Genomic DNA, 25,238 nt, shown 5'->3' on the forward strand with positions numbered 1-25,238 from the left:
GAAGCCTAAGCATGTTCAATCGTGTAGAGCCCAACATTGATTGCACCTTCCTCAAACCCACCTTCGCAATAGCAAAGGTAGTATTCCCAAAGCCGTCGGAATTTATCGTCAAAGCCAAGCTTCGCGATTTCAGGCCAGTTGGCGATAAAGCGCTGACGCCATTCGGCAAGCGTAAGCGCGTATGAATGGCCAAAATGCTCGGTCTCCTTTAAAACCAAACCGGCCTTCGTAAGGTCGCGCTCAAGCACTTTATCTGACGGCAGAAAGCCCCCCGGAAAGATGAATTTCTGGATGAAATCGGCCTTGCGGCGATAATTTTCGTAGCGCGCTTCTTCTATTGAAATGACCTGCAGGACTGCTCTGCCGCCGGGCTTGAGACAGCGTTTCAGGGTTGTGAAATATTCCGGCCAATAGGCTTCGCCAACGGCCTCAAACATTTCGATTGATACAATGCGGTCAAACTGGCCCTGAACATCGCGGTAATCTTGCAAGCGAAGGTCAACGGCATCGCTGAGCCCTCCGTTTTCAACTGCGGCTTTTGCCCAAGCGAGCTGCGATGGCGACAGGGTTATTCCCGTCACATTGGCATTGTGACAGTTTGCGAGATAGCCCGCCAGGGCACCCCAGCCACAACCGATTTCAAGAATTCTTTCGCCGCCCTCAAGCGCCAGTTTTTCAGCAATACACTGCAACTTCTGCTTCTGCGCACTTTCAAGGCTATGGGTCGTCTCATTCCAGATCGCAGATGAATAAAGCATCGAAGGGTCGAGCCATCGGGCATAGAAATCATTGCCGAGATCGTAGTGGGCTTCGATGTTGCGCCGGCTGCCGCGGCGCGTGTTTGCATTGAGCAGGTGGCTGATACGGTTCAGCACCCGCATCCAGCCAGATCCGCGTAATGTGGATGTCAGCGTAACGCGATTGCGCGCCGCAAAGCGGATGACCGATGTGAGATGGGGTGATGTCCATTCGCCTTCGATATAGGATTGCGCAAAGCCAATATCCCCGCCCGTCAGCAGGCGACGCAGGCTGTTCCATTTGACAATTGCAATTTTGGCTTCCGGTCCGGGCAATAGACCATTAACAGCAATGACCTCACCGCCGGGCAGTGAAAGCACCAATCGCCCATGCTGGACCTGCTTCAGCAGCCGTTTCAACACGATAGTCGAAGGGCTGAAAGCTGGTCGTTCAGTCCGGCTTGATGCCGATAGTTGATGATACTCGTCGAGCTGGCTCATGCGGCCTTGTTCCTCTGCTGGGCGGTCTCGTTACGAACAGATGTGATGGAAATCTCTGGCCCTGCAGGTCTTCTGCGTAAACCGATGCCCTTCAACCATATTTTCAGCGCCTCCCAGTGAATGCCGCCAATCACTTTCAAGGTGAGAAACGGAATTGTAAGAAAGGCGCGTAGCAAGGCGGCGTCGCTCAATTCAACCCGGCGCGCCAGATGGCGGGCAGTCAAAAGCAGGCCTTCATCGTCAAAACTGTTGATGCGGATGGAAAGCCAGTCTGCGGGAGGCGTGACTTCAAACTCATATCGCAGCTTCATGTCCATGAAGGGCGAGACGTAAAAAGCCTTGTCGCAGCTTTGTACGATGCGTCCGTTAACGCAGTTATGGACCGGGATCATATAGCCGTGGCGCTGGCGGAAAGTGTTATCAACTTCCCAAAGGATTGCCACAAGCTCACCGCCACAATTATAGCAGAAGAAAACACTGAGCGGGTTAAATGCCCAGCCCGCAATACGCGGCATAGTGAGCAGGCGGATCGCACCGCCATCAGGCAGTATTCCGGCTGCCTCCATGGCACGTTCCACCTGCTCACGCAGCGGCAGAGCCGATCCATCGCCTCTGTCTTTCCTGTAGAAAGAAAACAGATTGAAACGGTCAAGTGAAAACAGCTTCAATTTGCGATCGAGGGCTTCCAGTTCATCAAGGTCGAGCAGGAGCGAGTAGATTTTATAGGCCAGTTTGTGAACCTTCGGTCGTAAACGCGCATGGGTCACATGACCGGGAAACAGTGCCGACTGGAAGCTCTCGGTCATGCCAGTGCCCTTTCCCGGAGAGGCAAACTCTGGCGAACGATGCGCCCACTTTCCTGCTCGACCAGCCATGGGCGGCGCATACCGCCCAGATCTTCTGCCACGGCGAGACCGGCCTGAAGGCCGTCCTCATGAAAGCCGGAGCCGAAATGCGCGCCGCAAAACCATGTCCGGCGCTGCCCTTGCAAGGACCAGATTTCTTTCTGCGCACGATCCGTTGCCATGTCGAAAATCGGATGTTCATAGATCTCGCGACGGATCACCAGTTCCTCGCGCGGTGCACGACAAGGATTGAGCGTAACAAAAGTCTCAGGCGCGTTGCCCAGCGGTTGCAGGCGGTTCATCCAGTAAGTAATGGATGGTTGCGTCGGGCCAGTGGCTGCGTTGGTAAGGTAATTCCAACTGGACCACGCCGCGCGACGTTTGGGCATCAGTGAAATATCGTTGTGCAGCACCGCTTCATTTCGTGAATATTGAAACGCGCCAAGAATGCGGCTTTCATCCCCGCTCGGATCGGCCAACATCCGCAAAGCCTGATCGGCATGCGTGGCAATCACAACATCGTCGAACACATGGGAAACGCTGTTTCCGTCGATCAACTCGACAGAATGCTCGGCACGTCGCACGGATTTGATCGGTGTTGAGAGCCTGATCCGGTCCGCGTAGGGCTTGGTGATCCGCCTTAGATATTCTCGGCTGCCGCCGGTTACCGTACGCCAGATTGGTCTGTCACGAAGAGCAAGAAGACCGTGATTACAGCAGAAGCGGACGAAGCTGGCAGCCGGATATTGCCCCACTTCCATGGCAGGGGTGGACCAGATCGCTGCCGCCATCGGATAAAGATGATCTTCACGAAAAGCCCGGCCATAACCATTGCGTGCAAGATAATCATCCAGCGAAATACCGCCCATGATACTCAGGTCTTTGGGTGCATTGCGATAAAATCGCAAGAGATCGCGGATCATCGACCAGAAGCGCGGGCTGACCAGATTGGAGCGCTGGGCAAAGAGGCCGAGGCCGGTACCGCCGGAATATTCGTAAGCGCCATTTCCGACTGAAACGGCAAACGACATGTTCGACGCGGCGGTTGGAACTTCAAGCGCGCGAAACAGGGCGGTCAGATTGGGATAGGTCACTTCATTATAGACAATGAAACCGGTATCGACGGCCACAGGACCGTGACTGCTCTCAAATTCTACAGTGTTGCTATGGCCGCCGATGCGGTCCGATGCTTCAAATAAAGTCACGTCGTGGCGTTGCGAAAGCAGCCATGCAGCAGACAATCCGGAAATCCCGCTACCGATAATCGCGACGTTGAGATGCTTAGGGCTGCCCGGACTGTTCGTGATATCCATAGTCCCTCTCTTCACCGCGGGTTGAGCTGCGTGTGTGCCGCATTTTCATCGTTTTACGTTTTGAGAAGAAGTTTGGTTCAGTCGGCGACCAAACTTTTTTAATTTTTTGCGCCGCTTAAGAAACCAACCAGTCAAAAAGAACGTATTGCATAAGGAAAAGCAAACTCCCCATTAAAGGTCCGCCATGCAACCCGGTCTGCTTTTAATTGTTGCCATCAGCCTGTCTGCCATCATGGCATTTGCCTGGGCGCTTGAACGAAAGACCGGCAAAAACGGCTGGATCGATGCCATCTGGTCGTTTTCGGTTGGGGCGGGCTCAATCATAGCCGTCATGCTTGCAGATGCGACCTGGCAACGGCGTTCAGTGATACTGATCCTCATTCTGGCGTGGTCTCTTCGCCTTGGCTTTCACATCGCCAAGCGCAGCATGGGCCATGGTGAAGACCCCCGTTATGCAAGGCTGATAAAAGAATGGGGCGAAAACGCATCCGTTCGCCTCTTCTGGTTTTTGCAGATACAGGCTCTCGCAGCCTTCATACTCGTTCTGGTAGTCTACATCGCAGCTGTAAGTCGCCCCGGTTTTCCATATTTCTGGGATATGGTCGGGATCGCAATCGTCGCCATAGCACTGACGGGGGAAGCGCTATCTGACGCGCAGCTTTCGCAGTTTCGCAAAACCTCGGAAGCCAAAACTGAAATTTGTGAAACCGGCGTTTGGGCCTATTCCAGACATCCAAACTACTTCTTTGAATGGCTGTTCTGGTGTGCGTGGCCGCTGATGGCAATCACCGCATCGTCATGGAGCTGGCTGTCGCTGCTTGCTCCGATCCAGATGTACTGGTTGCTGGTGCATGTCTCCGGCATTCCCCCGCTTGAAGAGCACATGCTGAAATCGCGCGGTGAAAAATTCCGCGCCCTGCAACATCGCGTCAATGCATTTTTTCTCGGGCCGCGAAAAGGCAAGGGAAGATCAAGGCGCTCGACATGAATATAGTGGCATCTGCGCGTCCGAAAATACGTTCTCCAACACATAAACCAAGGATCATTGAATGACCGCGAAAGCGCTTGTCTGGTTGCGCAACGATCTGCGCCGTGCTGACAATCCTGCCCTTCATTCCGCGTCGAAGCTGGGGGGGCACGGTCACGGCCCTTTTCGTACATGAAACCAATCCAAAATTGCGTGCACCCGGCGGCGTTGTCCGTTGGTGATTGGAGCAGAGCCTAAACTTGCTCGAGAAAAGCCTCAACCAACGAAATGTCGAATTGATTGTTGCCGATGGCGAAGCGCTCTATATCATCGAGCAGTTAATCGAGGAAACGGTTTTGATACCGTTGCCGGAACCGCCGTTATGCTCCTCAGGAACGTGAAGTCGATGTGTGCTCATCAAATTCATCTTAAAGGATAAAGGATTCCACGTGGAGTCCTTCGCGGGCAATCTGCCGGCGGAGCCCTGGGAGATTAAAACCGGCAACGGCGGTTCTTATCAAGTTTTACTCCATATGCCAAATCGCTGCGCAGGCACGTCGTGAGCAAACCACTACCCTCACAAGACCAGTTGGTCGAGACATCGACCGTCAAACACAAGCCCAAGAGGGAAATTTACAATGAGGCAATCTGGGCTGGGAAGATGAGCGGTCTTTGGCGAATAGGCGAATCTGTTGCAAATGTTTCGTCAATGGGAATTGATATAGGGTTTCCAGCTTCTAAAAAGCTGGATTGTTCGATGTTCAAAGGCCGCCATTTCGATAAGTCCGTCATCCTTTTGTGTATTCGATGGTACCTGACTTACAATCTGAGCCTTCGCAATCTGAAAGAAATGATGGCCGGGCGCAGCATCGCGGTGGACCATTCCACGGTGCACCGCTGGGTTCTGCATTTCAGCCCCATGCTGCTTGAGTGTTTCCATCGAAGGAAGCGTCCAGTCACACGCAAATGGAATCTGGATGAGACCTATGTGAAGGTCAAAGGTGAGTGGCTTTATCCGTACCGAGCCATCGACAGCAACGGCGATACAGTCGGGTTTATGTTCAGCAGAAATCGCGACCTGAAAGCTGGCAAACGCTTTATCCGCAAGGGGCTGGCCCAACATGGCAGGCCAGAGAAGATCACAATTGACGGCAGCCAGACCAATCGGATGGCCATCATGCAATGTGATGCAGAGAACCGGTTGCGACATGGTGGCAAGCTCATCACCATCTGCTCGAGCAAATACATGAACAACACCATCGAGCAGGATCATCGCCGTGTCAAACGACGGATACGATCCATGCTCGGCTTCAAGGCTGAAGCCGCTGCCAGCATCACGCTCGCCGGTGTCATGCTCGTTCATATGATGCGAAAGCTGCAAGGCAATTTCGGATCAACCGCACCGCTTTCACTCAAACAACAATTCACAGCGCTTGCAGCATAGTTGCGTCCAACGGTTCGCCACGCTTTGCCTCACCGAAATTTTTGCAACTGATCCACCAGGAAGATAGAGAAGATCATGGGGCGGTTCAAATCGCCCCGCCAAGCACAGCGCTTCCTGTCAGCCCACGATCAGATAAATACCGTCTTTCGTCCCCGCAGCTACCACCTCCCATCCCACTCCTGGCGACACGCCAGGGCAGATGCCTTCTGCCTTTGGTCCGACTACGCCGCAGAAATGACGGCTTGAAAAGGCAACCGCCGCGCGCCCGTGCAACCAATCACAAACAGCTTGGCAACACCGTTTCCAGTATCTTGTCGTCAATGAGGTGCTCGCCAGTTCAGTGCGTATCGGGTGAATCGAAGCTGACCGCTGCGTATCAACGCGCCCTTGTCGACCAGATCCTGCAAATCGCGGGTGGCGGTAGCGCGTGAGGTCTTTGTTATGGCCAGATAGTTCTCGGCACTGAGGCCACCGATAAAGCCATCCGGTCCCGCTTCGAACAGACGCGCAATGACTTTCTCCTGTCGGGGATTGAACGCTCCCCTGAACCGGTCGTAGAAATGTGCCTTGGCGATGTAAAAGCCGACGCGATCCAGCGTAGTTTGTTGAGCAGTCAGTACGGTTTGGGAAAACCATACCAACCATTCGGTGACGTCGAGGGTCCGCTGATGGGTTTCCAACTGATCGTAATAAGCCTTCCGTTGCTGTTCGATGGTGAAACTGAGCATGATCAGGCTCGGTTGCCCCAGTGATTGGCCGAGCGCTTTCTCGGCCAGTGCGCGACCAAGTCGTCCATTGCCGTCTTTGAACGGGTGAATGCTTTCGAACCACAAATGGCTGAGCCCGGCGCGGGTAAGCGCGGGGAGGGGCGTACTGCCTGTCAGAGCACTTGCGTTGAACCACGATATGAACTGATGCATTTCCTCTGGTACCTGCGCTGATGGCGGCGCCTCGAAATGAATCGTCGGACGGTCCAACTGGCCAGAGACGATCTGCATAGCGTCGGAATGGCTGCGATAAGCACCTATACTTTCCAGATGCCGACTGCCTGTCATCAACATCGTATGCCACCGAAACAGAGTGGCGTCATCAAGCGGCAGGGCATAGGTGCCATAAACGTCGACCGTCATTTCCGCGATCCCGTGTTCACGCGGTTGCACCGAACGCCGGTCCGTGTCCAGGCCGAGTTGTCGCCGCAGTGATGACTGGACGCTCAAGCGGTCCAATGTTTCGCCTTCGATCGCGCTCGTCTTGATCGCTTCGTCGCTCAAGAGTTCGATGCGCAACCGGTCGCGGTCGTCGGGATCGATGTGACGCACAGCGCCGATGACTTCGCCGGAGGAGAGCAGAAATCGCTGTTCCAGTGCCGCGAGTGCAGACGCGTCATAGCGAAAATGCGGCCAATCAGGCTGTGTCCAGTTCCAGGGCATGAGCGATAACATCCATTTCTATCGCTCACTATATCAGATATTAATGAGTAATAGAAGTCGCCCCTGATACTCACCGCCCTGTTTGTGGAGAATATGTTGTGCGTCCGCTTTGCGCTTTTTTCCAGACATTAGCGTAGCATTCTCACGCGTTCCAGAGCCGGTCGTTCCGCTTTTTTGCTGCTAACTAACATGATGGGGTGGGAAGCGGATGAGCGGGTTTAGGGTTCGAGTCTTCGTAAGCGGACCTTTAACTGGTCGGTGGCCGCGGCAGACTTGAAAGCGCATTGCATATAATGACGTTCCAGGGCAGCTGAAAAACCCACTTCGATCTAATTGGGACGCAGCGCCTCAAAACTGATAATCTCGTCGTCCCTATGCGGTGCTCTTCCATGCTGGTAGTTGCCTGACACCACTATATCGACAAAGCCCGTGCGCTGCAGCGCCATCAAGAACTCTTCGACTCCCCACCACCGCAACTTAAACAAATCGAGTTCGGATTTCACAAGATTTCCATCTCGCCAGAGTTCATAGCGCAGATGGGTCAGTGTGGTTTGCGCGATATAGTCGGTTTCAACCCGATGATCTGTGAGTGTTAGCAGATCTCCGTCCTGGGTTTTCCAACTTCGGACCGAACCGGTCGGCCCAAGAAAACCGCCTATGGGATCGAGATCTATGATTAATTTTGCCCCTGGGACCAGGCAATCATAGAAGCGCCTTAGCACGCCGGTCGCCGATGTCAGATCCGTGACCAGCTGAAACGACCCCGCCGGAATGATGACGGCAATAAAGCTTTTGCTATAAGAAAACTCTTCGAAAGTCTGTCGTGTCACGCTTGCGTAAAGGTTTCTCTTCCTGCATTCGTCCTGGCAGTAACCAAGCATCTCGTCAGACGCATCGAACCCCTCTATCGAAAACCCGGACTCAAGCAGCGGCACATAAACACGACCGTTGCCGACAGCAGGTTCGAGGATCGGACCTTCGGACCCAGCGAGCCGTCGCTGATAATATTCCACGTCGCCGAATGAACGCCCGACCGGTTTATCCAGATTATAGACCCAGGAAGCCAGTTTTCCGTAACGATTATTCATTCCAGCCTCGTAGGATCGATTTAGCCGTAGCACTTTCACCATATGCGAAATCAACCGCGATATATTTAAAGGAAACGATCCTCGCAAGTTTTAAGTGACTAGAAGGGGCTGGAAACCCTGTCGGTGAAGCGGCCACTCTGGGTTTAAGCTACGTCCAATTCTTGACACTGCGTAATCTGATCTGCGCGTTTGCGAGGTGGTTCCCTGAAGAAGTTATAGTGGACGCAGACAGTCGAGCACGCACAACTCAACCGCGTCTGTTGTCTGACGCAATGGATAAATTCAATTAGCGACAATTACAGCGTTTTCGAATTCATGTATTCTGTATGTGTTTGTCGTCAATCGCCATTTAATTGTTCTTCTCATAGCTGGGATCGTGACATTGCAGAGATTGATCGTAACGGGCCCAAATGGCGCGGGAAAAAGTTACCTCGCGGCAAAATTGTCGGCAGTTCGTCCCGATGTGCCAATTATCTCCTTTGACAACATTAAGCTCATCAAAAACTGGGAACAACGTTCAAAATCACAAATTGAGGTCAAACTGATTCAGGCATTGCAAAGTGACGCATGGATATTGGAGGGTGGTCCAAGTTTATTGCCTTACGCAATACCATATGCTGACAGTCTTGTCTGGCTAGACCCACCCAGATGGGTGCGAGCGTGCCGTTTGGCCATCAGACCGTTGCTAAACTTCGGACGGGCTCGTTCAGAGCTTCCTGCAGGCAATATAGATTGGCCATGGGAACAATACCGTTTTGCAATCCGTAGCCTGAGACATCAAACCAAGTTTCAAGAAAACATTGCTAGCCAACTTGCTGTTGTCGATAATATACATGTCTGGCGCGTCAGGAAATCAAGCGAAATTTCCGCTGTAATCAATGCATGGCGAATGGCAAATGCTTAAATCACTCTTCGGATATTACCGCCATCCCGCCTGAACGTCTTCTGAATACGTTACTTAAATAGCAATCGCGGGGTACGGTTGCCGTAAGGCAATTTTTTGGAACGATATCTGGACCAATCGTCGACCGCATTTTCCGAGATGTGCCAAGTCACCTAAATAGTTTCACGGATGGCTGCTTCGGAGGTTGGACGAAGTTCGGAGAAGGTCTGCAATCAAGGTCGAAAGTTGTCGGTCTGTAATGTGCCGTCTTATTCCGCTGTTGAGACAAAGTCTCGCGTACGCCTGTAATCAGTCGGTTTGCTAACTGTTCCATGTATGTCCGTGAAGCGTCTTATTCCGGACATTAGCTTAGCATTCTCAAGCTTTCCAAAGCGGTCATTCCGCTTTTTCTTACTGCTAACGACCATTATGGGGTGGAGAGGGGCCTAAGCACTTCAAGCTGACAACCCGCACGAAGCCGGCAGCCTTGAGATCGAGGTCGTCAACGAAGTCCTCGATGAAGCGGACCAAGTTTTCCGGTCCCACATAATCATCGACTGCTCCCGGCAGAAGCAGTAATTGCGAGCGATCTGTTGCAGAAAGATGTGACATAGTAAAGTATAACCATCAGCCGCTATCTTAAGGAATCCACATTGAGTTTTCAGACCGGGGAACCGCATGGGACATTTTAAGCTTGTTTATCAGAGCTATCCGCTCGACCTTCCAGTCGAAGAGCCACGCATCACCTTGCGGGCCTCAAGTGGATCTTGGCCTGGTCAGCAGCTGGATGACTACGTCGTCTTGGATTTAGACGTGAAATCTCCGAAATTCTTCTTCGATCCTAACAATGACCCCGAGGATGACGTCTCCCAGTGGTTGAACCCGGGTCTGGATACACAGTGGCTCAAAATACCATTGAAGCGCTTCGAGAACGATGACTATCGCAGCCTCCAGGAAATCCGGGTCGACTTCCAAGGCGAAGGAACTCGAAACGCTTTGACGAGTGAAGATTGGTGGGAAGCCCCAGGTCTTATCACCACCTACAGCGATGAGTTTTTCGCTCGTGCGGAAATTTCCATCCGTCACGACGGTGGTGGCATGTTTTCGGTTCAGCTTTCAGGCGCCACCCAGTTTGCCACTGCCTTTGACATAGCCTTTAGTGCTCCCCTGACCGTCAAGCTGGTCGGATATCGCAACTCGTCGACCAAAGATGATCTTTTAGGCTGGTTCAACAGCTTTCTCAGAAAAGACGACTTCATTTTCACGCCGCTGCAGCGAGGTGAAGATCTCTATCTCAATGGTGCGGTCAAGTAACAGCCGCGCCAATCGCGCTGAATGCTTCGAGAATGACCGTCACAGCACTGTCCCGCTTGTGGCTTCATTCGGGTGTACCCGGCTTTGTTGATCATCATCGCTTCTCTCCTTCGGGCTGGCGCCCCTGTTGCGGCGGCGCGCCGCCGTGCCGTCCTGGGTAGCGATCAACGGGGATCGCCGGTTCAGGGTCGGAACATCAGCCCCCCTTCACGTAGCCCAGACCCTCGACGATCTTTCCGTCACGGACGCGCATAATATTGACGTCTCGACCCCGGTCCGCTTCCCGGTTGCTCCAACGAAGTTGCCAACGGATGATTCCGCGATCGCCCATCGCGGAGATTTCCTCTGCTTTGAAGACGAGGTTGTCGGATGACGCGACGCCCTTCCAGAAAGCAAGGCAGGTCTCACGTCCTTCGTAGCGCGCGCCATCCGGGGCCGGCGCCGTATTTTCGAGAACACAGCCGTCGCCGATGAGGTCATCGAGGTCTTCGGGGTGATGCTGCTCGAATGCGTTGTGGAAGCGTTCCACAATTTCATGAGTAATTTTGCTGTCACTGGTCATCTTCTCACCTCATTGAGCGATGGAGCCGGGTCTATTCCGCGTAGACAGATGGACCACGGCTCGATTCGAACGGATATCGTCGGCTTGGTTCTCTCTCACGTGCTTTGCGACTGGCCGCATGCGACCGTCATTCCGGCAGCGGCGCCGACTCACCAGGCATCTTGGCGTAGGCCAGGGCTTCGATGATCCGCCCGTCACGAACACGTATCAGGGTGACGCCGCGGATCGAGCCGCTGTCGCCGAAATGGAAGCGCCAACGGATGTTTGCGCGGTCACCCATGACGATAGTGTCTTCGACCTCGAAGCGGTTGACGCGGTCTGCGGCCATGGCCTGCCAGAACGCCAGGTTGACATCGTAGCCTTCGTAGCGCGTGCCGTTCGGTGCCGGCTGGATTGACTCCATGACGCAATCCGGCGCGACCAGGTCCTCGAAAATCTCGGGATCGTGCTCCTCAAACGCCTGGTTGAATCGGTGGATGACTTCGGCTGTGTCTTTCGCATGCATGGCTTCTTCTTATACAGACAGGTCTGTCTATATGTTGCACTATACAGACCTGTCTGTTAAGGTCAAGCGATGAAGCAGAAAAAATCTGAAACCCAGTCCGAAGCGGGTTCCGCGCGTCGTCGTTTGCTCGAGACCGCGACACGGCTTTTCTACGAAGGAGGCATCCATGCTGTCGGCATCGACCGCATCATTGCGGAAGCCGGCGTAGCCAAAGCGACCTTCTACAATCACTTTCCATCGAAGGACGACCTCGTCGTCGCCTATCTCCAAGAGATCGATAGGGTCGGGCGGGCAGCGGTGGCTGCGCTTCCGAAGCAATCGCCCCGGAAAATGATCTCGGCGATCATGGAGCGCATCAGCGAGACTGTGACTGCAGGCCCTTGGCGGGGATGTCCGTTTCTCAACGCGGCAGCCGAATATCCAGATCCGGCCAGCGCCGTGCGCCAGTCCATCGATGCGCGCCGCGTCTGGTATCACGATAGCCTCCAGAGCCTTCTCGCAAAGGACGGCGATCCGACTCCTTCCGTCACCGCGTCCCTCCTCGTCGCGCTTTCGGACGGTCTCCTCGAAAGTGCCTATCTGGATGACGCCGAACGTGTCCCCGCCCTTGTCCGCGAGGCGGTAGCCAGACTGCTCGATCGCCGATGAACGCCACTCGCCAACAAAGCCGAACCGGTCTTCGCCAGTTCCTCGATTTCGAGCAACAGCGCGATTGGATGGAAGGCAAAACGATCCTGCGCGACGCCGAGGAGCGCCTGGAATCCCTCGAACTGCGTTTCAAATACGCCGCCCGGTTCGAGAAGCTGCTGCGCATGCCACAGGCTCCAGAGGTTCTGGAGATTCTTAGGCGCTACGGTCGCGACTGCATCCCGATCCCGCGCCGGACCGAGCGGCATTACTGGTCGATTTCCTGTCTGCCGTCGACCCCCGGCAAGGCGCTCGTCCGCATCAATGCGAGCTGGATGGAGTTTTTCTCGCTTTATGCGGATGGCGACGATATCCATGCGCTTTTCGTGGTGCATCTTTCCGATTTCACCACCGACCATTCACGCGATCACGGCCAGGTGGACGACGCTTTTCTGGAACGTTGTGTCGTGGCCCCTGAAGACGTCAGCTATTTTTTTCCCCGCGGAGAGGACATGTTTGGCGTCAAGGTCCGTGGCTTTCCCTCAATTGGCAAATTTCTCGCGGCGAGCCGGGCGTTGCGGGCCATCCGGGCATTCAATCTGACGCACATGAACCGGGGCCGGAACGCCTATCAGGCGAGCCACTGTTACAGTCTGGCCGATCACATGCTGGGCGACGAGGGACGCTGAATAACGGATCAGAACATCCGAGCCGGCGACCGCCATGTCCGGCTACGGGTGAAGACTGCTTTCCCGCTCTGCCTATCCGTAATCGAACAGGCCGCTCGCGGCCCCGAAGTCCCCCGGAAGCGCATTGCGAAGGAGTTGGACAAGTCTACAATTTATAGTCTGCGCAGCGGTCTCCACGTATTGGCATTGTAAATATGGATGGCCGCGAACCGCCGTTGAAAACTGCAGTTTAAATGGCCAAGGAATCATTGCTAGCCACGCAGCCCAGTCTGAGCTAGCAGCGCTGGTATTACAGCCTTATTTGCTTTCTTCTTACATAAGGCGCATGGTGGTCATCGATAGCAATTGAAACGGGTGCTGTCATTCGGGCTTCAAATGCCTGACCCGCAACAAAGGAGGACATAATGTCTTCCATCGCCTTGAATTCCAGAAACATTACTATGATTTCGCGCCTTCTTAGGGAGGCTCGTAAACCTGGCGACACGCAGGATTTGCGCACTGACGCTGCACGATATCTTGCACGCCGGTTTCAGGAGGGAACTCGTGATGAAGGTCGCCTGCAGATCGCCCTGAAACAGTTCATCCAGAAGCATAAGGCAATGGCAAAGTCCGCTGATCGCTATGATGATGGCGGCGGCGCGGTAGAAAGAGAAAAATAAGGTCCCTTTCATTTCCAGACCTAGCAGAAGTTTCGATGATTTTGAGGTCGGCGTAGGCTTTGTCAGCTACGACGGAATGACCTCGGTTCCGTTTCTAATCGATAAAACCGTACTGTAGAAAAATGGCGTCATCGCAGCAATGGAATTTTCGCTTCTTGCTGCTCCGACGTCTCGGAAACTGATCTACAATGTTGCCCGCGAAGTTTTTGCCCAGGCCCGGCAAACTTCTTATCGGATCGCTGCTGATGACATGAAGTAGCTTCTTTTGCAAATCTTGAAGTAGTAGGTGAACCTATCTGCCGTCACATCCCAGCCTCAGTTGCTTTGCTCAAAAATAAGGCGCATGGTGCATGTCTCGACAGCTTTTGAAACGGGCGCTGTCGGTTGCGAGTGCAGACTCCAGCCCCAATAAAAGGAGGATGAAATGTCTTCCAAAATTATCAAGCCCTACTTTGGACCTACCGACTTTCGAATGATGCGCGAAATATTGCGACGCGCTGGCTATCGGCTTTACGATACCGCAGAAAACCGAACCGCTCACCTAGTCGCAGCAAAGTTGCTCATTCAAGAATTCCAATCTGGACGCTCGCAATCGCGACGACTTTCGAAGTTTTCTCGGCGTCATACAGTTGAGAATGTGGATGGATCTCCAGCCGTGATTTGAACCATCAACGGATTGGTCCGATACCCAAGGAATAATTAATCCTGAAAGACAGGAGGTTTTCAAAATGCCCCGCGGTCAGAAAAGAAGTAACCGAGAAATAAGAAAACCAAAGCAAGACAAGTCCAAGGCGAAAGTTGCGTCAACTGAAGTTGTTGCAGGACGCTTCCCTACCTCTACCAATGACTTGATCAAAACCAAACGGCATTAGTTATAGCTGTGTCGCCTCACCAAGAGAGACGAGGCGACAAGCTTCTCTGGAAACGCACTCAGTACGTTCATCTATAGCCCCTAAACACGAGCCGAACTCGCTTTCTCTCGTACTCCCGCTTAAACTGCAGCGCAAAAGACGTAATACCCCGCCGCTGCCTCATACTTCGTTCAAACTTCGAAAGTTGCGGCTGGTCGGAAGTTGTAAATCTCGACGATCCAAGTCCAGATAATTTGGGGTGCTTCGTTATCTCTTAATCTAATTAATTATTATTCATAATATCGCAACATCCGTTTGAGGATATAATCATGTCAAGCTCTACTTTTAGTTCAACAGGCAATCTGTATTGCGAGGGAAAGAATATTGGGTCTGTTCACTACAGCATCTCCCTGCTCACAGAAGGCGAAAAGACGTTTACAACAGGGACGATATGGGCGAGCATGGAGATGCTCCGGCAGGCTTATTCAGGTGAGCTGGTTCAGTTATCATCGGAAAAAGGTGATGGCTTGCTGAGTGTGGACGTACGAAACGTCAGCATCCATGGAAGTGCAGACTTCATTCTGGTGGGAAAGCACACGCTTTAGAACCCTACTGTTCGAACTTAATAGATATAGGAACCCAGCACCCATGCCATCAATCCAATATCGATGCATATTATGAGAGTTGCGATCAAGTAAACACTCATTTTACGATCCACAGATTTGTGGGCTGACATTTTCTCCTCGCCAGATTGATCACGTGTCATTGAGACGATACCAGCCCCGACATACCCTCACGAAATAGGCCGCTCGGTCCCGATGCGAACTCGCCGCATTGGAGCTCAAGTAGGTTTTCAACCAGGGTAAATGCGTTGAGGGCATGTGTTTGGCCAAACACCTTGCACTGAACGGCTCGCGGACCCTATGTTCTATCCGCACAATATTCCGGATCGCGGGATAGAGCTGTTTGGAGCGAAATCCAACCCTTTGCTCGCTTAACACAACGCCTGATATTGAGGTACGCATAATATCAAGCCAATCTCAATCGGAGCTTCTTTCGAGGTGGCCATCGCAGGACCGAGGGCTTTGCCGCAACTTGCGGAGCGGTGTAGCCGCCTTCATTTTCCCAGGTTTCCAGTTCTCTTTGATTAGATTGCGACAAGCGTTGGGCGCGAACTGCCAAAAGCATGTCCAGCATTTGCACAGGAACATGGCGCCCGTCGCTGAATATCTCACAAAGGTGTTTGGCGGCTTCCAAGCGGGTCTCTGGTTTTTCGCACCCCTCCAACGAATATCCGGAGCGTTGCATGAAATCGCGGAGCGAAGGGAAATCTTCGGGGCCAAAGTAGGGTAGGTGTGAAGCGGAAGACATCCTGTGTCCCCCTTCATTTTTGGGGCAGGAGATTGTTCTCTCCCAACGACAGCGCCCGTTTCAAAAAGCTGTTGATGATATACCGTGCACCTTTTCGGAATAAATCACAAGCTAACATTTGATGTTTATTTAGGAATAAGCGGATCAAGAATCTTGGAATACTATCGTGAGCCGACGAAAATCAACGCGTTGCCTTATACTCTTGCATCCTCTCAATTTCATGAATGAATTGTTCCGCATACTGCGCTGTATTAACGTAGTTCTGTTCATTGGAGCCAAGAATATGATGGCGCGTGAATACCGCTTTTAGTCGATCCAGAAATTTGGGTTCAGTTTCAGCTAGATGCCCAATGAGAACCTGAAGTATTTGCTCGTGTGCAAGAACCTTTCGTTCCAGAGCTGTGGTGTCATTAGCCATTGCGTTTACTCCTCGGTGAAGAATGGCGCGGCGAGCGGGAACGTGAGAATCCGCCGCAAGAACGCCGAAGAATGTTCGCTAGCTGCGTCCAATCCTTTGATGGTGAGCTCATCTGTTCACGAGCATTTGTGAGATCACTTCTGCTAGCCGTCGTGTCCTCATCATGCCGCGGACGTACAGAAACAGTTTCCAATGCAATGTTACGGTTACGTTGTTTTTTCATTACAGCCTCCTCATTCAGCTTCCCCGCCCTATTAAAGCGCCTTAGCGAGTTCGTTGCCGCACGCTGTTGCCAGCGCGGCATTGGGTTGCTCTGCGCCCAACGGTGTTGCCCACCCTGACTTCTCGATAAGGCTACGGCGAGAGTAAGCTGGGGCGGCCTTAAACTCAGCCAGGATGTTCACAACGGCCGGGTCGTTTCTTGATTTTTCAAGACAGTAAGGCGTCAGGGCAAGCGCCACCCCGTCGGACATGTTGGATACAATCAGGCGCTCAGAAGTACCGTGCGTGACCCAACCTCCGACGGAAAACCCGATAGCAATTGCCGCAATGGCGCCAATCAATGCTCCGCCGAGTGCGGGCTTTAACCATTCAAGCCTGTTCATGATGGTATCCGATCTTCAACGATCGAACGCACATAATTATGCGTTGGATTTTGAGTATAGCACCATTGTGATCAATTTCCGCGAGAATTCTTCTAGTTCACTAATTTAAGTTGCATGTCTGGATGTAGTTTTCGTACTCACCTAATTTTCGGAACAAACACATTTTCTGCAAGTAGGGTGTGCGGCGTCTGTAGCGGCTTGGCTCGCTTCGGCAGGCGCTACCCTCGTCGGTCACATTCTGGCCGGCGAGGACTTTGCGGGTTGATCCGGTTGGAGTCATCCATATAATTTCATGACGCATTCATTGTTTTGGCGGCGTTGCTTTGGCACTAGCTGAAGGGAGGCCACTATGCCGCTATTTAACGAAGCGAGCCGCATATATAACACATTGGAAGTCAATTTTATGCGGAGTTGCTTTAGCAATGCAGCAATCATGCTCGAAGAGAGCGACCGCGACTATTCTCCGTCGGAATTAGCATCGAGCATCATCATGTTGTACGAGAGCGGGTTGAGAGACCAATTCTACATCTGTGAGCTAGCTGCCCGTCTTGCTCATCAGCGATATCAGACTCGACACGACATTCAGAGAATTCCAGCGGCAAACAACAATGGCTCGGCGCAGGCTGTGCCAACTGTTCCCACGGAATATAATCCGTTTGCTTGACGGGGAACAAAAATCTCGCTGGCGTAGTATCTCACGAGGCGATGACAGCCGCCACGCGCCAGAAACTCACTTAACACGGGGATATGGCGTAGCCCTGCCCAGCTCGTCCCTAAGGCAGGGCATCTTTCCAATTATTCGCTGGGTGCGTACGAAGCTCAGCGGATAGAACGCTGGCAAGGACATGCACCACATTTGCCGACTGCTGCCCGGGATGTACCTGAATGTCCCGGGCTTTCTGTTGAAAACTTAATTCGGTTTGCCGGCATCGGAACATAGCCACCGCACGTTTGTTATACTGAGAATGAGAAAGCTTTGGGTGCATGCCAGAACGACCAAACATTTACCAAACCGCTAGACGTTTTGCCACCAGCGTGAGGCGTCGTGATCTTCCCTCACAAGCAATCGCAGATGCATTGAAAGACGGATTGATGATGACATCCTCCAACAATAACGAAGATATTTTTTCTGAACTTTTAGCGCGCCTCGAAGATACCGAGAAAAAACAGAGCGATTGAAAAGGTTCTTGATTTTCAAGTTTCCCTGAATAAAATTTGAATGCAGGCATATGATAACCTTCCAGCTAGCCCCGCGCGATCCCGCTGCGGGGTGCTTTTTATGTGGGGCTCGATTTCTGAAGATGAAATCACTCAGGATGTGTCAGATCGAGTATCCTGCCCCTAAGTGACCTTAATTGTTCGCTTGCTATCAAATCACAAACAGTCCATCCTAAATTGTCAGTGAATTGATTGAATACGGGCTCTGCTGACGTGGGTCGAATTACCATTGCCCGCAATTTGAAAGGAGGACGCCATGTCTTCCAATATCTATAATGGCGATTTTCACTCAAACCATCGCATTCTGAAGCAGATGATTATTAAGGCCGGCTATCTCACGTCCAGGATGAAGCCCCTCCCAGGACCCCATTATAATGAGTCAGCGTTGATTCTGAAGAGTTTTATGGCTGGAGTAATGGGCGACATTCAAACGGACCCAGGTCCACAGACGGAAATGTCTTCCGCCTATGGCACGGCTTAACAATTATCGTTTGAGAGCGCCCAAACCGGGCCTCTCAAATAATAAATTTGAAATCGTTATTTCACTGTAAAAACAATGAAAATATTAGGCGATTTAAGTATTATTCGTCAATTTAATGAACCAAAATATATTAATAGTTTGACAAATTTTATTTAAACAACTAAAATAAAACCATCGAGATTTTCTTGTTGAGCTTTGATCCCTGCGCGATTAGCACCGTGCGCTGAACGAAAACTCCCTTTAAAAAATCGTTTCATCTCTGCGTTTTTCAAACGCAGCTATCAATATTGCTAGGAAAGGGGTTCACATGAACACCGGCACAGTTAAATGGTTTAATGCAGCAAAAGGCTTTGGCTTTATTCAGCCTGACAATGGCGGCTTGGATGCATTTGTTCATATTTCTGCAGTTGAGCGCGCAGGCTTGCATACGCTCAATGAGGGCCAGAAACTGACTTATGACCTGGAACAGGATCGCAAGTCTGGGAAAATGACTGTTTGTAATTTGCAGGCAGCGTAAATGAGGCTTCTTCTTTCTTGTGACCACAGATGTACTGGCACAAGCGAAAAAACTAGCTTTGGGCCAAGCAATGCTTGGCCTTTTTATTTTCCTCATAAGGAACTTCTCACTTGACGGAAAATTCCCTGATTGCTTTTACGAAAGATACGCTTTTCAAGCGAATTCCATCGGGCAGAGAGTCGGTCGCCTCACGCACAGACAAAGCTGTACGTTCTATCTTGGACGCTGAGGTAAGTGAGCGGGATGCCAAGACTCTCCGCTTGCGAAAACAACGTCTTGAGAGAAAGAGCATTATGCCGTCAACCTCAAAAAGGGTGGGCGCAACGGCCGGTAGCGTTAAGCTCACAAGTTCATCTATGATCAAGGACAAAGGGAATGACACCTAAATGACCAAAGCGCGGCTCATTGTTGTCGCGGCATTCGATCGTAATGATGCGGGTGAATTAGTTGCTGCATTCGACCCAATGGCTTTTGAAACCGAGGGTCGTGCTTTACGCGCAGCGGCGGAATTGCAAGGAAAGCACATTGGAGTTGTAGCCTGGAGCCGCGAAGCAGATCCTGATATTGGAGAGTATGGCCCGCCCGCAATTTTGTTCCAGTATGGCGATATCCCAGATATGGATTAGCGCTCTTTAATTCAAGAATGGCCATACATTCAGCTTGCCAAAAATCGATAGCAAGTCGTGGAGATGTCGGCGAGCGCGAAGGCCATGCTTTTGTGCTTAATTGGGCTTTGTTGATAAAGTAGGTTCTCGCATGCCGAAATTATCAGCTATGTGGCTCATATATTCAAGTAGGACTGGCTCAGGCATCGGATTACCTACATTCGCCTGGCGGCATTAACCGAACGAGATGACCGTCCGGTTCCTTATATGAAAGCGAAAAGCTGACCGACAGTTCCCAGCCCCACGCAACGAAGCTTGAATTTGCGCGTTCTTCCACCGGCCAATGGTGGCCGAAGGAGAACTCAAATGGGTATCGCACAATATGATCCTGCTGCACTGGGCGCTCCGTATGGAACGCTGGCAGGAAGGCTTACTTAAAGAAGCCGCTCAAACAGCGGCAGATTTAGGCAGTTCGTTTCTTTCTTGATAGAGAGGGGCGGATGCGAGACCGAGCGTTGTTCGATCTCGCGATCGATAGCAAGCTACGAGGCTGCGATCTAGTTAGGATCAAGATCGGAACTCTCTTTACGGGCCAGAATATCCGAACACGAGCAACGGTCATACAGCAGAAAACCGTACGTCCTGTACAGTTCGAGATTACGGCGGAAGTCAGAGCAAGCTTGCTCTCTTGGCTTCGGCGGAGAGGCGGCACCATAGATGATAGAGGTGGCTTCTCTATTCGGCGAGCTAAAGTCAAGCGCTTCGATATTTCACAATCTCCGCATTTCAAAGTCTTTCGCAGGGGATCAGACAGTAAACCTTTGAAGGGTTGGAAAACGGAAAGGCAGCTTTCTGACCGGCAAAGTGTGAGAGAGGTCGTCCGGTACTGCAAATGGCTGCCGGGCAAGGCGGGCTCTCCCTCCCAACGTATGCGACAGAAATGTCGAAGATTTTTTAGTGACTGAAATCTTGTCGATACAGCTAGGAATTGGGCGATAAAGGGAGGTTCGCGCCAAGGGTTATTCAGGGTTATTCAAACCCGACTTTCGCATCGGTAACGGTAATCCCCGATGATTAACGGTCCCAATTCTTGAGATATTTGGCTGGCGATGTGCCGAGCGCTTTCTTGAACATATTGATGAACGCTGACACCGATTCATATCCAAGGTCGCCAGAAACCTGCTGCACCGTTGCCCCAGCTGCAAGACTTCGGAGTGCGATGATCAACTGCAACTGCTGTCGCCAACGACCGAAAGTCAGGCCGGTCTCCTGTTGAACGAGACGAGCGAGCGAATTCTCGCTCATCGCCACTCGCTCCGCCCATTGCGCTATCGTGCTACGGTCGGAAGGGTCGTCGACCAGTGCCCACGCGATGCGTCCAAGTCGAGGTTCATCCGTCAATGGCAGATGCAGATCCTCTACTGGCATACGCGGCAAAGCCGATAGAAGCAGTGTGGTGATGAGATCAGCATCGGCCATCGCGACGGCGGACTGGTCAGCCAACTCGATGATAAGTTCCCTGACAAGTGGAGACAGGGAAAGCGTGCAGCATCGGTCTGGAAGATCGGCAGCGCCTGGTTCAATGAACAAGAAGAACAAGCGAGCATTGGCGGTCGCCACATTGCTGTGCAGCATACCCCCTGGAACCCAGACGCCACAATGCGGAGGTACCATCCAAATCCCGCTCGGAACACGACAGGTCACTCCTCCCCGTAAAGCCAGAACGAGCTGGCCCTTGCGATGGCGATGCTCAGGTGCTTCGCGTTCATTCTGCGACACATCAATCCTTACAGCACTCGCCCGTGCCGCGGACTTGTCTAGATCATTATCGTCTCGAGCCCATGAGAGGGCCATCGGAATTTGGTGGGATTTCGTTATCATATGGGAGAATAACTAAATTCCTCAGCCTGATTTGTCGATAAATTTTCGAATGGACATGACGTTCGGAGACCTCAATGGCATTTCAACAACACGATCCCCATTATACCCAGCTCTCATCAATCGAAGTCTCATCACAGTTGCCGAGGGCCGGGAGAGTTCAACAACACCTCCTCCCTTTACTGAAGGGAGCAAGCTTCGTCCTCTCCAGGTTCCGTGCCCTAATGATTTCTCCGGCGACAAATACGCCGGCCATGTCATGTGTGGATCCTGCGGAAGCTTATCTGCATGCCTGCGTTGCGGCCGCGCCTTTTTGCTATGTCTCACCTGCGATCTACGGCCTCACCGGCACGATTGACGAGCGAGGCGTTACCCGGAGCAGTTCACAGCCAGGAGATAAGGTGTGAGCGTTCGGTCGATTGTCACCACCGATACGGTCGTCTTTTCATTGAAGACATTCCTGGCAGCAATGCTTGCCTATTTCATCGCGATCAGCTTCGACCTTCCTCGACCGTTCTGGGCGGTGGCAACCGTCTACATCGTCGCTCATCCGCTTTCGGGCGCGATCTCATCGAAGTCGGTCTATCGATTGCTCGGAACCCTCATCGGTGGCGGTGCAACGATCGTCATGGTTCCGAACCTGGTGAACGAGCCGATACTGCTTTCAGCGGCGATCATTGCATGGGTATCGGCATGCACGTTCTTCAGTCTTCTGGACCGCACGCCCCGAAGCTACGTCCTGTTGCTGGCGGGATACACGGTGCTTCTTGCAGGAGTGCCGTTGGTCACAGCCCCGGCGAACACGTTCGACACGGTCGTGTCGCGCATTGAGGAGATCGGTCTCGCAATTATATGCGCGTCGATCGTCAGCCATGTCGTCTTTCCAGCTCATGTGGGTACCGTTCTTGTCAATCGGATCGACGGATGGATGGCCAGGGCGTGGTCGCTCCTCACAACAATGGCGGTCGGAGAATGTGGTGAAACCCAGAGCAGAGTGGCACGACTAGGCCTGGCTGCGGACGCAGCAGACTTGCGGTCATTTACAACCCATCTTCAATATGATGGCTCCAGATATCGACGTGCGATATCGTTAGTGCGATCACTGCAGCACCGCATGGTGTCTCTCCTTCCACTCTTGGCAGAAATTGAGGATTTACGACGATCACTGGTCAAGCTTAGCACGCCCGGCTCGGCAGTTGCTTTGTCGTTGATTGCCGCTATCGGTTCGGCGATCGGCTCTCGATCAAAGAATCCCACAAGGAGTTTCACGACAGAGATCGATGCGCTCGACCGTTTTGATGCGCACCACTCTTGGGAAAAGCACCTTCTTGCCAACGCCGCTCGGAACCTGCGGGATATTCTTCGGATCTCCGATGACTGCGGTACCCTTCGCGAAGCCATAGAAGATGAGAACACAGCGAGAGCGGCTCGCCGCTTCGCTTTTATCGACCAGACGCCAACCCAGCATCGTGACGTCGGCATGGCTTTGTTATCAGCGGTGGCAGTCGCGATTTGCCTGTCGTCATCGACCCTTTTCTGGATCGCGAGCGGTTGGTCTGACGGAATGACATTTACACAGATATCAGGCGTCCTTTGTTGCCTCCTCGCGACGATGGACGATCCGGTTCCTGCCATGCGCAAGTTTGTTGGCGTGACAATCGGCGCGGTCGTCGCAGCGTTCGTCTACGGCTTCGCAGTCCTTCCTATGATCGACGGATTTCTGCCGCTCGCCGCAGCTCTCGGGCTGTTTCTGATTCCGGCCGGGATATGCCTCGCTGAGCCTTCCCGGGCCATCGTCGGGATGGGACTTTGTATAAACTTTCCTCTTCTTCTCATGCTTCAGTCACACCAGAGCAGCGACTTCGTCTTATTCGGGAACACAGGAATCGCGACCATTCTTGCGATGATCTGGACGATTGTGGTCTGCAGGCTCTTCCGTTCCGTTAGGGCGGAGACAAACGCCAGAAGGCTTTTTTCCGTTGTACAGAAGCATGTCGCGAAAATCGCGGCCGGCAGACATACCGAGCCCCATGTCACGCACCATCGCGTCATTGATGTTGCCGGCCTCTTTGCTTCCAGAGCTTCAAAACTTCCACTGAGTTCCGATGCCGCAAATACCGACCTTACGCGGGATCTGCGGACGGGACTTCATATGATGGCTATGCAGAAGCTTGTCGATGAAGTGTCCAGCTCTATTCGCTGCAAAGCGGAAGCAGTCTTCGAAGCACTCGAAGACGTGTACGAACTGAAGTCCGGTGGCCGCCGCGGACCTTTGGAAAATGCCCTGAGGATTTTGGATGATCTTATTCTTTCCGCTCCGGGCACGATCACATCAACTGCGGAAGGGCAGCTTCTGGTGAGCGCGGTCGCTCTTCGCCTTTGCCTCGCCCCGGACGCTGATCCGCCGGTTTTAACAACACCACCTTCAAGGAGGATTGCTGCGTGACCGGACAATTCGATCTTTACGGCGTCTTCCTGCCGTTGTTCGCGGCGCTGGCCCTTTTCGCGTACGGCGTGTTCCGCGTTCTCGCGTCGGTTCTCGACAAGGACGGATTTTACCGACTGGTATGGCATCGCCCTCTGTTCAATCTAGCGATCTACGTCACCCTCCTCGCTGGATTTTCAGTCGCTTTAAACTGGTTTCAAAGATGAAGAATGTCACCATCATTTCCGCACGAGTCTTTTTGACACTTTCTATGGTCGGCTGCGCAGCGGTACTGAGCTGGCACCTATGGTCCTTCTACATGGAAGCGCCATGGACGCGCGACGCTCACATCCGTGCTGATATCGTGCGACTTGCGCCAGATGTCTCCGGCCCCGTCACTGAGGTTCTGGTGTCGGACAACGCTCGGGTGGAGAAAGGGGCGCCGCTGTTCCGTATAGAAACAGATCGATTCAAGCTTGCACTCCGCGAAGCGGAAGCCCAGACGCAGAGCATGAAGGCCGCGGCGGAGCTGGCGAAGACGGATTTCGAACGATATCAACTGCTAGCCTCTAAAGAAGCCGTCAGCCTAAAGCAGCGGCAGCAGGCGGAAAGCCAGATGCATCAGGCAAACGCAGCGTATCAATCAGCACTTGCAGCGCGGGATCTGGCCAGACTCGACCTTGAACGGACAACCGTGAAGGCACCGGCATCAGGGGCGATCACGAATTTCTCTGTGCGCAGGGGAAACTATGTTTCTGCGGGAAGTGCAGTCGGTGTGCTGGTTGAAAGAGAATCCATCTACATCGCAGGATATTTCGAAGAGACGAAGCTTCCCAGAATCCACGTCAACGATCTCGTGAGGATCGATATTATGGGTGAGCCGGAACCGCTGATCGGACATGTCGCAAGCATCTCCGCGGGTATCGAGGATCGGGAGCGAAGCGACTCTGTCGGTTCCCTCGCAAGTGTGGCTCCGACGTTCTCATGGGTCCGTCTGGCCCAGAGGATTCCGGTACGGATCGAGATCGATGATACTCCCGATGCCGTCCGGCTCATTGCGGGCCGCACTGCAACAGTGACGATTGAACCGACGCGCAACTAATAATGTGAACTTATCTGACCCGGTCAAAGGCATAATCTGGTCGATAATATTATCCTGTCGAAAGTTTCCAAAAACCTGCGACTGTCAATTGCCATCTGATCTGCAGCGAGGCAGCTGAATAAAATAATGTCTCCAATGAGGGTCGAAAGCCGCTGTTCGGTAACGCGCTTTCATTTCAGATATTAGCGTAGCCTTCACACCTT

At 52.6% G+C, this 25,238-nt stretch carries 28 protein-coding genes and 2 pseudogenes; 18 read left to right on the top strand and 12 right to left on the bottom strand.

Annotated features, from left to right (window positions below):
- Nucleotides 1-5: 5 nt before the first annotated feature.
- The 3 genes from AC1RHM_RS07860 to AC1RHM_RS07870 are packed head-to-tail and all read right to left on the bottom strand — an operon-like array spanning nucleotide 6 to nucleotide 3,396.
- Complete coding sequence (locus tag AC1RHM_RS07860) at nucleotides 6-1,238, bottom strand: SAM-dependent methyltransferase (protein ID WP_029928463.1); 1,233 nt, start codon at nucleotides 1,236-1,238, stop codon at nucleotides 6-8.
- Complete coding sequence (locus AC1RHM_RS07865) at nucleotides 1,235-2,044, bottom strand: DUF1365 domain-containing protein (protein ID WP_029928460.1); 810 nt, start codon at nucleotides 2,042-2,044, stop codon at nucleotides 1,235-1,237. Before AC1RHM_RS07865 ends, AC1RHM_RS07860 begins: the two co-directional genes overlap by 4 nt.
- Nucleotides 2,041-3,396: an NAD(P)/FAD-dependent oxidoreductase gene (locus AC1RHM_RS07870; RefSeq protein WP_151612521.1), complete on the bottom strand. Its 1,356-nt coding sequence runs from the start codon at nucleotides 3,394-3,396 to the stop codon at nucleotides 2,041-2,043. The genes AC1RHM_RS07865 and AC1RHM_RS07870 overlap by 4 nt, the downstream gene beginning before the upstream one ends.
- 184 nt (nucleotides 3,397-3,580) lie before the next feature.
- On the opposite strand from AC1RHM_RS07870, the gene AC1RHM_RS07875 reads away from it, so the two are divergent.
- The 4 genes and pseudogenes from AC1RHM_RS07875 to AC1RHM_RS07890 all read left to right on the top strand — a co-directional run.
- Nucleotides 3,581-4,384: a DUF1295 domain-containing protein gene (locus AC1RHM_RS07875; protein WP_029928457.1), complete on the top strand. Its 804-nt coding sequence runs from the start codon at nucleotides 3,581-3,583 to the stop codon at nucleotides 4,382-4,384.
- A 61-nt stretch (nucleotides 4,385-4,445) separates the two neighbouring features.
- Nucleotides 4,446-4,559: a deoxyribodipyrimidine photo-lyase gene (locus tag AC1RHM_RS07880; protein WP_226622745.1), complete on the top strand. Its 114-nt coding sequence runs from the start codon at nucleotides 4,446-4,448 to the stop codon at nucleotides 4,557-4,559.
- Nucleotides 4,560-5,120: 561 nt separating this feature from the next.
- Complete coding sequence (locus tag AC1RHM_RS07885) at nucleotides 5,121-5,807, top strand: IS6 family transposase (RefSeq protein WP_029928819.1); 687 nt, start codon at nucleotides 5,121-5,123, stop codon at nucleotides 5,805-5,807.
- 54 nt (nucleotides 5,808-5,861) lie between these two features.
- Nucleotides 5,862-6,053, top strand: a pseudogene (locus AC1RHM_RS07890) (IS6 family transposase); the annotation flags it as partial.
- 71 nt (nucleotides 6,054-6,124) lie between these two features.
- Here AC1RHM_RS07890 and AC1RHM_RS07895 read toward each other — a convergent pair.
- Together AC1RHM_RS07895 and AC1RHM_RS07900 are read right to left on the bottom strand one after the other, a co-directional pair.
- The gene (locus AC1RHM_RS07895; protein ID WP_151612523.1) at nucleotides 6,125-7,237 is read right to left on the bottom strand and encodes a Fic family protein; all 1,113 of its coding nucleotides are present in this window, start codon (nucleotides 7,235-7,237) and stop codon (nucleotides 6,125-6,127) included.
- 329 nt (nucleotides 7,238-7,566) lie between these two features.
- Entirely contained in the window at nucleotides 7,567-8,325 is a 759-nt protein-coding gene (locus AC1RHM_RS07900; RefSeq protein WP_029928454.1) for a methyltransferase domain-containing protein, read from the bottom strand.
- Between the two features lie 376 nt (nucleotides 8,326-8,701).
- Between AC1RHM_RS07900 and AC1RHM_RS07905 the strand changes: the two genes are divergently transcribed.
- The gene (locus tag AC1RHM_RS07905; RefSeq protein WP_235907498.1) at nucleotides 8,702-9,229 is read left to right on the top strand and encodes a P-loop NTPase family protein; all 528 of its coding nucleotides are present in this window, start codon (nucleotides 8,702-8,704) and stop codon (nucleotides 9,227-9,229) included.
- Nucleotides 9,230-9,625: 396 nt separating this feature from the next.
- Here the strand turns inward: AC1RHM_RS07905 and AC1RHM_RS07910 are convergent, their stop codons facing one another.
- A complete protein-coding gene (locus AC1RHM_RS07910) occupies nucleotides 9,626-9,820 on the bottom strand; it encodes a hypothetical protein (protein WP_081861797.1) in 195 nt (64 codons plus the stop codon).
- Nucleotides 9,821-9,886: 66 nt separating this feature from the next.
- On the opposite strand from AC1RHM_RS07910, the gene AC1RHM_RS07915 reads away from it, so the two are divergent.
- The gene (locus AC1RHM_RS07915) at nucleotides 9,887-10,522 is read left to right on the top strand and encodes a hypothetical protein (RefSeq protein ID WP_036579105.1); all 636 of its coding nucleotides are present in this window, start codon (nucleotides 9,887-9,889) and stop codon (nucleotides 10,520-10,522) included.
- Between the two features lie 196 nt (nucleotides 10,523-10,718).
- Here AC1RHM_RS07915 and AC1RHM_RS07920 read toward each other — a convergent pair whose 3' ends face one another.
- Both AC1RHM_RS07920 and AC1RHM_RS07925 read right to left on the bottom strand, forming a co-directional pair.
- Nucleotides 10,719-11,084: a nuclear transport factor 2 family protein gene (locus AC1RHM_RS07920; RefSeq protein WP_151576616.1), complete on the bottom strand. Its 366-nt coding sequence runs from the start codon at nucleotides 11,082-11,084 to the stop codon at nucleotides 10,719-10,721.
- Between the two features lie 127 nt (nucleotides 11,085-11,211).
- Complete coding sequence (locus AC1RHM_RS07925; RefSeq protein WP_010660320.1) at nucleotides 11,212-11,589, bottom strand: nuclear transport factor 2 family protein; 378 nt, start codon at nucleotides 11,587-11,589, stop codon at nucleotides 11,212-11,214.
- 69 nt (nucleotides 11,590-11,658) lie between these two features.
- Between AC1RHM_RS07925 and AC1RHM_RS07930 the strand changes: the two genes are divergently transcribed.
- From AC1RHM_RS07930 to AC1RHM_RS07945, 4 genes are all read left to right on the top strand, one after another.
- Nucleotides 11,659-12,237 (top strand): TetR/AcrR family transcriptional regulator, encoded by a 579-nt coding sequence (locus AC1RHM_RS07930; protein ID WP_151612529.1) that lies wholly within the window; start codon nucleotides 11,659-11,661, stop codon nucleotides 12,235-12,237.
- Entirely contained in the window at nucleotides 12,234-12,905 is a 672-nt protein-coding gene (locus AC1RHM_RS07935) for a hypothetical protein (RefSeq protein WP_151612531.1), read from the top strand. Before AC1RHM_RS07930 ends, AC1RHM_RS07935 begins: the two co-directional genes overlap by 4 nt.
- 404 nt (nucleotides 12,906-13,309) lie before the next feature.
- Nucleotides 13,310-13,564, top strand: a complete 255-nt coding sequence (locus AC1RHM_RS07940; protein ID WP_029928444.1) for a hypothetical protein — start codon at nucleotides 13,310-13,312, stop codon at nucleotides 13,562-13,564.
- A gap of 1,180 nt (nucleotides 13,565-14,744) precedes the next feature.
- A complete protein-coding gene (locus AC1RHM_RS07945; RefSeq protein ID WP_151612533.1) occupies nucleotides 14,745-15,020 on the top strand; it encodes a hypothetical protein in 276 nt (91 codons plus the stop codon).
- Nucleotides 15,021-15,444: 424 nt separating this feature from the next.
- Here the strand turns inward: AC1RHM_RS07945 and AC1RHM_RS07950 are convergent, their stop codons facing one another.
- From AC1RHM_RS07950 to AC1RHM_RS07960, 3 genes are all read right to left on the bottom strand, one after another.
- Nucleotides 15,445-15,786, bottom strand: coding sequence for a hypothetical protein (locus AC1RHM_RS07950; RefSeq protein WP_143851093.1), 342 nt, complete (start codon nucleotides 15,784-15,786; stop codon nucleotides 15,445-15,447).
- Nucleotides 15,787-15,967: 181 nt separating this feature from the next.
- Nucleotides 15,968-16,204 (bottom strand): hypothetical protein, encoded by a 237-nt coding sequence (locus AC1RHM_RS07955; protein ID WP_051686661.1) that lies wholly within the window; start codon nucleotides 16,202-16,204, stop codon nucleotides 15,968-15,970.
- A gap of 254 nt (nucleotides 16,205-16,458) precedes the next feature.
- Entirely contained in the window at nucleotides 16,459-16,809 is a 351-nt protein-coding gene (locus AC1RHM_RS07960; RefSeq protein WP_029928436.1) for a hypothetical protein, read from the bottom strand.
- A 984-nt stretch (nucleotides 16,810-17,793) separates the two neighbouring features.
- Between AC1RHM_RS07960 and AC1RHM_RS07965 the strand changes: the two genes are divergently transcribed.
- The 5 genes and pseudogenes from AC1RHM_RS07965 to AC1RHM_RS07985 form a co-directional block, all read left to right on the top strand.
- On the top strand, nucleotides 17,794-17,988 hold the full coding sequence (locus tag AC1RHM_RS07965) for a hypothetical protein (RefSeq protein WP_151612537.1): 195 nt from the start codon (nucleotides 17,794-17,796) through the stop codon (nucleotides 17,986-17,988).
- Nucleotides 17,989-18,283: 295 nt separating this feature from the next.
- Nucleotides 18,284-18,508: a hypothetical protein gene (locus AC1RHM_RS07970; RefSeq protein ID WP_029928432.1), complete on the top strand. Its 225-nt coding sequence runs from the start codon at nucleotides 18,284-18,286 to the stop codon at nucleotides 18,506-18,508.
- A gap of 307 nt (nucleotides 18,509-18,815) precedes the next feature.
- On the top strand, nucleotides 18,816-19,025 hold the full coding sequence (locus AC1RHM_RS07975) for a cold-shock protein (RefSeq protein ID WP_029928430.1): 210 nt from the start codon (nucleotides 18,816-18,818) through the stop codon (nucleotides 19,023-19,025).
- Nucleotides 19,026-19,411: 386 nt separating this feature from the next.
- A complete protein-coding gene (locus tag AC1RHM_RS07980; RefSeq protein WP_029928426.1) occupies nucleotides 19,412-19,651 on the top strand; it encodes a hypothetical protein in 240 nt (79 codons plus the stop codon).
- Between the two features lie 345 nt (nucleotides 19,652-19,996).
- Nucleotides 19,997-20,352 (top strand): annotated as a pseudogene (locus AC1RHM_RS07985) (site-specific integrase); the annotation flags it as partial.
- A gap of 352 nt (nucleotides 20,353-20,704) precedes the next feature.
- Here the strand turns inward: AC1RHM_RS07985 and AC1RHM_RS07990 are convergent.
- A complete protein-coding gene (locus tag AC1RHM_RS07990) occupies nucleotides 20,705-21,511 on the bottom strand; it encodes an AraC family transcriptional regulator (RefSeq protein WP_151612539.1) in 807 nt (268 codons plus the stop codon).
- A 400-nt stretch (nucleotides 21,512-21,911) separates the two neighbouring features.
- Between AC1RHM_RS07990 and AC1RHM_RS07995 the strand changes: the two genes are divergently transcribed.
- The 3 genes from AC1RHM_RS07995 to AC1RHM_RS08005 are packed head-to-tail and all read left to right on the top strand — an operon-like array spanning nucleotide 21,912 to nucleotide 25,035.
- Nucleotides 21,912-23,954: an FUSC family protein gene (locus AC1RHM_RS07995; RefSeq protein WP_151895752.1), complete on the top strand. Its 2,043-nt coding sequence runs from the start codon at nucleotides 21,912-21,914 to the stop codon at nucleotides 23,952-23,954.
- A complete protein-coding gene (locus AC1RHM_RS08000) occupies nucleotides 23,951-24,160 on the top strand; it encodes a DUF1656 domain-containing protein (protein WP_010660317.1) in 210 nt (69 codons plus the stop codon). Before AC1RHM_RS07995 ends, AC1RHM_RS08000 begins: the two co-directional genes overlap by 4 nt.
- Nucleotides 24,157-25,035 (top strand): efflux RND transporter periplasmic adaptor subunit, encoded by an 879-nt coding sequence (locus tag AC1RHM_RS08005; RefSeq protein WP_010660316.1) that lies wholly within the window; start codon nucleotides 24,157-24,159, stop codon nucleotides 25,033-25,035. The genes AC1RHM_RS08000 and AC1RHM_RS08005 overlap by 4 nt, the downstream gene beginning before the upstream one ends.
- Nucleotides 25,036-25,238 lie beyond the last annotated feature (203 nt).

Source organism: Brucella sp. GW823-FHT04E01, from assembly GCF_058796175.1.

Coding starts and splice junctions, on each gene's coding strand:
- AC1RHM_RS07860 (WP_029928463.1), bottom strand. CDS start 1,238: ATGAGCCAGCTCGACGAGTATCATCAACTATCGGCATCAAGCCGGACT.
- AC1RHM_RS07865 (WP_029928460.1), bottom strand. CDS start 2,044: ATGACCGAGAGCTTCCAGTCGGCACTGTTTCCCGGTCATGTGACCCAT.
- AC1RHM_RS07870 (WP_151612521.1), bottom strand. CDS start 3,396: ATGGATATCACGAACAGTCCGGGCAGCCCTAAGCATCTCAACGTCGCG.
- AC1RHM_RS07875 (WP_029928457.1), top strand. CDS start 3,581: ATGCAACCCGGTCTGCTTTTAATTGTTGCCATCAGCCTGTCTGCCATC.
- AC1RHM_RS07880 (WP_226622745.1), top strand. CDS start 4,446: ATGACCGCGAAAGCGCTTGTCTGGTTGCGCAACGATCTGCGCCGTGCT.
- AC1RHM_RS07885 (WP_029928819.1), top strand. CDS start 5,121: ATGTTCAAAGGCCGCCATTTCGATAAGTCCGTCATCCTTTTGTGTATT.
- AC1RHM_RS07895 (WP_151612523.1), bottom strand. CDS start 7,237: ATGCCCTGGAACTGGACACAGCCTGATTGGCCGCATTTTCGCTATGAC.
- AC1RHM_RS07900 (WP_029928454.1), bottom strand. CDS start 8,325: ATGAATAATCGTTACGGAAAACTGGCTTCCTGGGTCTATAATCTGGAT.
- AC1RHM_RS07910 (WP_081861797.1), bottom strand. CDS start 9,820: ATGTCACATCTTTCTGCAACAGATCGCTCGCAATTACTGCTTCTGCCG.
- AC1RHM_RS07915 (WP_036579105.1), top strand. CDS start 9,887: ATGGGACATTTTAAGCTTGTTTATCAGAGCTATCCGCTCGACCTTCCA.
- AC1RHM_RS07920 (WP_151576616.1), bottom strand. CDS start 11,084: ATGACCAGTGACAGCAAAATTACTCATGAAATTGTGGAACGCTTCCAC.
- AC1RHM_RS07925 (WP_010660320.1), bottom strand. CDS start 11,589: ATGCATGCGAAAGACACAGCCGAAGTCATCCACCGATTCAACCAGGCG.
- AC1RHM_RS07930 (WP_151612529.1), top strand. CDS start 11,659: ATGAAGCAGAAAAAATCTGAAACCCAGTCCGAAGCGGGTTCCGCGCGT.
- AC1RHM_RS07935 (WP_151612531.1), top strand. CDS start 12,234: ATGAACGCCACTCGCCAACAAAGCCGAACCGGTCTTCGCCAGTTCCTC.
- AC1RHM_RS07940 (WP_029928444.1), top strand. CDS start 13,310: ATGTCTTCCATCGCCTTGAATTCCAGAAACATTACTATGATTTCGCGC.
- AC1RHM_RS07945 (WP_151612533.1), top strand. CDS start 14,745: ATGTCAAGCTCTACTTTTAGTTCAACAGGCAATCTGTATTGCGAGGGA.
- AC1RHM_RS07950 (WP_143851093.1), bottom strand. CDS start 15,786: ATGTCTTCCGCTTCACACCTACCCTACTTTGGCCCCGAAGATTTCCCT.
- AC1RHM_RS07955 (WP_051686661.1), bottom strand. CDS start 16,204: ATGGCTAATGACACCACAGCTCTGGAACGAAAGGTTCTTGCACACGAG.
- AC1RHM_RS07960 (WP_029928436.1), bottom strand. CDS start 16,809: ATGAACAGGCTTGAATGGTTAAAGCCCGCACTCGGCGGAGCATTGATT.
- AC1RHM_RS07965 (WP_151612537.1), top strand. CDS start 17,794: ATGCCAGAACGACCAAACATTTACCAAACCGCTAGACGTTTTGCCACC.
- AC1RHM_RS07970 (WP_029928432.1), top strand. CDS start 18,284: ATGTCTTCCAATATCTATAATGGCGATTTTCACTCAAACCATCGCATT.
- AC1RHM_RS07975 (WP_029928430.1), top strand. CDS start 18,816: ATGAACACCGGCACAGTTAAATGGTTTAATGCAGCAAAAGGCTTTGGC.
- AC1RHM_RS07980 (WP_029928426.1), top strand. CDS start 19,412: ATGACCAAAGCGCGGCTCATTGTTGTCGCGGCATTCGATCGTAATGAT.
- AC1RHM_RS07990 (WP_151612539.1), bottom strand. CDS start 21,511: ATGATAACGAAATCCCACCAAATTCCGATGGCCCTCTCATGGGCTCGA.
- AC1RHM_RS08005 (WP_010660316.1), top strand. CDS start 24,157: ATGAAGAATGTCACCATCATTTCCGCACGAGTCTTTTTGACACTTTCT.